Origin of the sequence: Nonomuraea sp. NPDC050643 (assembly GCF_040654715.1) — a bacterium.
In the GTDB taxonomy this organism is placed as follows: domain Bacteria; phylum Actinomycetota; class Actinomycetes; order Streptosporangiales; family Streptosporangiaceae; genus Nonomuraea.
Window position 1 is genome coordinate 1 of sequence record NZ_JBFAIM010000151.1, and the last position, 4,199, is coordinate 4,199.

Genomic DNA, 4,199 nt, shown 5'->3' on the forward strand with positions numbered 1-4,199 from the left:
GGGGTGGGCGAGTCGATGATCCTCGACGACAACGCCTTCCTGCTGCAGGGCCTGCCCGCCACCGTCGCCACACCGCTCGGCGAGGAGGACCTGGCCGGGAACGTGGCGCTCGGCCTGCCCAAGGGCGTCGGCCGGGCGAGCGGCGCGCGCGTCGTACGGCACTGGCTCGGCGCTCAGGCGGCCGCCGCCCGCAGCGGCACCGCGTTGACCTCGTCGGCCAGCGCCTGGAGGCGCGGGCGCAGCTCGTCGGCCAGCGGCGCGATCTCGGTGTCCAGCACGAACAGGCCCCGGGTGACGTGCCGGGCCCCCAGCACGCTGAGCACGGGCCGCAGCGCGTAGTCCACCGCGAGCAGGTGTGCCCGGGTGCCGCCCGTGGCGATGGGCACCACGGTCTTGCCGGCGAACGCCTGCTGGGGCAGCCCGTCGAGGAAGGCCTTGACCAGGCCGGTGTAGGCGGCCTTGTAGATCGGGGTGGCCACGACGATGACGTCCGCGGCGGCGACCGAGCGCGCCGCGGCGGCCAGGTCGGGGTGGTCCGGCCGCCCCAGCAGGAGCGGCTCGGCGGGCAGGTCGCGCAGCCGGAGCAGTGAGACGGCGCCGTCGACGAGGCCGGCCACGTGGTCGAGCAGTTTCCCCGTTCGGGAGCTCGCGGAAGGGCTGCCCGAGATCAGGAGCACGCGGGACATGGGGTGAGATCCCTTCAGAAGAGGCCGTTCAGCGGGGGCTGCGCGCCGGTGAGATGGTAGGCGCCGACCACGGCGGCCTTCCAGCCGCGCGGGTTGTGGTTGGCCACGGTCCTGGCGTTGCGCCAGTGCCGGTCGAGGTTGTGGCGGCGGGCCACGGCGGAGCCGCCGCCCACGTCGAACAGTAGCTCGGCGGCCTTCAACGCCGACTCCACCGCGACGAACTGGGCCTGCGACACCTCGACGGAGGCCTCGGCGAGCAGATCGGGCGTGAGGTCGCCGGCCCAGGCGCGGTCGATGGCGGCGGCGGCGCGCAGCACCGCGGCCTCGGCCGCGTACGCCCGCGCGGAGATCTCGCCCACCGCGTGCCGCACGTACGGGTCGTCGACCGAGCGGGCGGCGTCGCTGTGCTCGATCGGCCGGGCCCGCTCGCGGGCGAAGGCCACCGCGTCGGTGAGCGCGGCGCGGGCGATCCCGGCCTCAACGGCGGCCAGGTAGAGTTGCATGTACGGGCTCACGGGCGAGCGCCCGGCGCTCCCGGGCCGCTTGACGAACTCCTCGGGCCGCACCTTGACCTCGCTCAGCCGGGTGGTGCCGCTCGCGGTGAGCCGCTGGCCGATGCCGTCGAAGTCGTCGAGCAGCTCCAGCCCCTCACGGTCGCGCGGCAGCGTGAAGAACACCTTCTCGCCGTCGTCGTCCACGGCGACCAGGCTGATCCAGTCGGCGTAGAGGGCGCCCGTGCTGTAGTACTTGGTGCCGTTCACCGTGCCGTCGGGGCCGATGCGGGTGCGTACCGCGCCGTTGGGGCCGCCGACCTCCCAGCCGGCGTTGCCGAAGACGTCCCCGGCGAGGAATCGCGGGAACCAGCGCTCCCGCTCCGGCTCGGAGGCGGTGAGCAGGTGCTCGACCCGGCCGAAGCTGGGGCGTACCGCCTGGGCGATGTTGGAGTCGGCGGCGGCGAGGTCGATGAGGAAGCCGAAGACCTCCGCCACGCTGGAGCCGGCCCCGCCGTGCTCGGCGGGGATCCTGAAGGTGAACAGCCCGGCGGCGGCCAGGGCCCGGATCTGCGCCCGCGGCAGCTCACGGTCGAGCTCCCGCTCCGCGGCCCCGGCCGCCAGTTCGGGGAGGAGCGCGGCGGCGCGCCGCCGCAGCTCCGGAAGGGTGGTCATCGGGCGCCCGCCGAGGCGAACGGGATCGAGGCGGGCTCGTGCCCGCCAGCGCCGGCGGAGGGGTGCCGCCACAGGCCGCGCTCACGCAGGATGGGCAGGACGCCCTCGCCGAACCAGTACGCCTCCTCCAGGTGCGGATACCCGGACAGGACGAACTCGGTGAGGCCGAGCCGGTGATACTCCTCGATGCGGTCGGCGACCTCGGTGTGGCTGCCGACCAGCGCCGTGCCCGCCCCGCCGCGCACCAGGCCGACGCCCGCCCACAGGTTGGGGTAGATCTCCAGGTCGTCGCGCCGGCCGCCGTGCAGGGCGAGCATGCGCTTCTGCCCCTCCGACTCGCTGCGGCCCAGGCCGGCCTGCACCTTCTCGACCGTGGCCGGGTCGATGCCGTCGAGCAGCCGGCCGGCCTGCGCCCATGCCTGCTCGGCGGTGTCGCGGGTGATGACGTGCAGCCGGATGCCGTGCCGCAGCGTACGGCCCTCGGCCGCGGCCAGCCCGTTCACCCAGGTGATCTTCTCGGCGACCGCGTCCGGCGGCTCGCCCCACGTGAGGTACGCGTCCACGTGCCGGGCGGCCACCCGGCCCGCGACGGGCGAGGAGCCGCCGAAGTAGATGTCGGGCACCGGGTCCGGCAGCCGGTTCAGCCGGGCCTCCTCGACCCGCACGTGCTCGCCGGTGAAGCTCACCGTCTGGCCCGCCCACAGCGAGCGCACCACGTGCAGGAACTCGTCGGTACGCGCGTAGCGGGCGTCCTTGTCCAGGAAGTCCCCGTAGGCGCGCTGTTCGTGGCTCTCCCCGCCGGTCACCACGTTGAGCAGCAGCCGCCCGCGCGAGTGCCACTGGTAGGTGGCCGCCATCTGCGCGGCCAGCGTGGGGGAGACCAGGCCGGGGCGGAAGGCCACCAGGAACTTCAGCCGCTCGGTGGTGTCGGCCAGCATGGCCGTGGTCAGCCAGGCGTCCTCGCACCAGGCGCCGGTGGGCGTCAGCGCGCCGGCGAAGCCGACCTGCTCGGCCGCGTGCACGATCTGCCGCAGGTAGGGCAGGGTGGCCGGGCGGGAGCCGCCGGCGGCTCCCGCGGGCAGGCCGTGGCCGCCGCCCACGACGTCGCGGCTGTCGCCGTAGGTGGGCAGGAACCAGTGGAACGTCAGGGTCATCGTCTCTCCTAGAGCAGGCCGTGCCGCGGCGGAAGCCGGCCGTCGAGTACATAGCGGCCGATGTGCTGGAGCTTCCAGCGGGCCGGGTCGTGCAGGGTGTGGGTACGCGCGTTGCGCCAGTGGCGGTGCAGGTTGAGCCCGTCGAGGCTGGACCGGGTGCCGCCCAGCTCGAAGATCGCGTTGCCCAGCTCCACCGCCACCGGATCGGCGAACGCCTTGGCGGTGGCCACCGCGATGGACGCGGCGCCGGCCGACGCGTCGGTGAGGTCGTCGCGGGCGGCGTCCACCGCCGCGCCGGCCGCGTCGAGCAGCGCCTCGGCGGCCCGCACCTTGACGGCCAGCTCGCCGGCCCGCTGGACGACGAGCGGGTCGTCGGCCGCCCGCTCCTGGCCGCTCTCGAACCAGGGCCTGGCCTTGGTGCGGACGAACTCGACGGCCTCGGCCAGCGCCCCGCCGGCGATGCCCACGTCGATCGCGGCATGCAGGAGCTGCGCGAACGCGCCGTGGAGCTGCGGGCCCTGGAAGGTCAGGTGGTGCGGGACCACGCGGTCCTCGGGGACGGACACGTCCTCCAGCAGCACGGTGCCGCTGGCGGTGGTGCGCTGGCCCATGCCGTCCCAGTCGTCCACGACGGTCAGCCCGGGGGCGTCGCGCGGCACGTAGGCCACGTGCAGCGACTGGTCCTCGCGCCGGGCCAGCACGGGGATCCAGTGCGCGAACAGCGCCCCCGTGCTGTAGTGCTTGGTGCCGTTGAGCAGGAAGCCGCCGCCCGGGGCCGGGGTCAGCGAGGTCCGGTGGTCCTGGACGTGCCTGGTGCCGGCCTCCGACTGCGCGTTGCCGAAGCGCCTGCCGTCGAGGACCTCGGCGAAGAAGAACGTGCGCTGCTCGGGGGTGCCCTGCCGGCGCAGCACGTTGACGTACACGAAGTGGCTCTGCGGGATCTGCGCGATGCTGGGGTCGGCGGCGGCCAGCAGCCTGAACACCTCGGCGACCGTGCGGGCGCTCACGTCGGCGCCGCCGTACGCGCGGGGCACGGTGATCGCGAGCAGGCCGCCGGCCGACAGCCGGTCCAGTTCGGGGCCGGGCAGGCGGCGCTCGTGCACGTATCCGGGGAAGTCATAGCCGATCGAGATCGAGATGACCTGGGCGCCCTGGTGCAGCGCCCATTCCATCCCGCGAAGCAGCATGTCGGT

The 4,199-nt window shown here is 74.5% G+C and carries 4 protein-coding genes; all 4 read right to left on the bottom strand.

The features are described from left to right. Window positions 1-173 precede the first annotated feature (173 nt). Window positions 174-686 (bottom strand): NADPH-dependent FMN reductase, encoded by a 513-nt coding sequence (ssuE, locus tag AB0I15_RS66515; RefSeq protein WP_358121044.1) that lies wholly within the window; start codon window positions 684-686, stop codon window positions 174-176. 14 nt (window positions 687-700) lie between these two features. Next, window positions 701-1,852 (bottom strand): acyl-CoA dehydrogenase family protein, encoded by a 1,152-nt coding sequence (locus AB0I15_RS66520; RefSeq protein WP_358121047.1) that lies wholly within the window; start codon window positions 1,850-1,852, stop codon window positions 701-703. Then, a complete protein-coding gene (locus AB0I15_RS66525; protein ID WP_358121050.1) occupies window positions 1,849-3,006 on the bottom strand; it encodes an LLM class flavin-dependent oxidoreductase in 1,158 nt (385 codons plus the stop codon). The genes AB0I15_RS66520 and AB0I15_RS66525 overlap by 4 nt, the downstream gene beginning before the upstream one ends. A gap of 8 nt (window positions 3,007-3,014) precedes the next feature. Then, a partial coding sequence (locus AB0I15_RS66530; RefSeq protein WP_358121052.1) for an SfnB family sulfur acquisition oxidoreductase occupies window positions 3,015-4,199 on the bottom strand: 1,185 nt, incomplete at its 5' end.

What these genes read in the sequence shown, in the direction of transcription:
- AB0I15_RS66520 (WP_358121047.1), bottom strand. Translation starts at nt 1,852, where the DNA reads ATGACCACCCTTCCGGAGCTGCGGCGGCGCGCCGCCGCGCTCCTCCCC.
- ssuE (WP_358121044.1), bottom strand. Translation starts at nt 686, where the DNA reads ATGTCCCGCGTGCTCCTGATCTCGGGCAGCCCTTCCGCGAGCTCCCGA.
- AB0I15_RS66525 (WP_358121050.1), bottom strand. Translation starts at nt 3,006, where the DNA reads ATGACCCTGACGTTCCACTGGTTCCTGCCCACCTACGGCGACAGCCGC.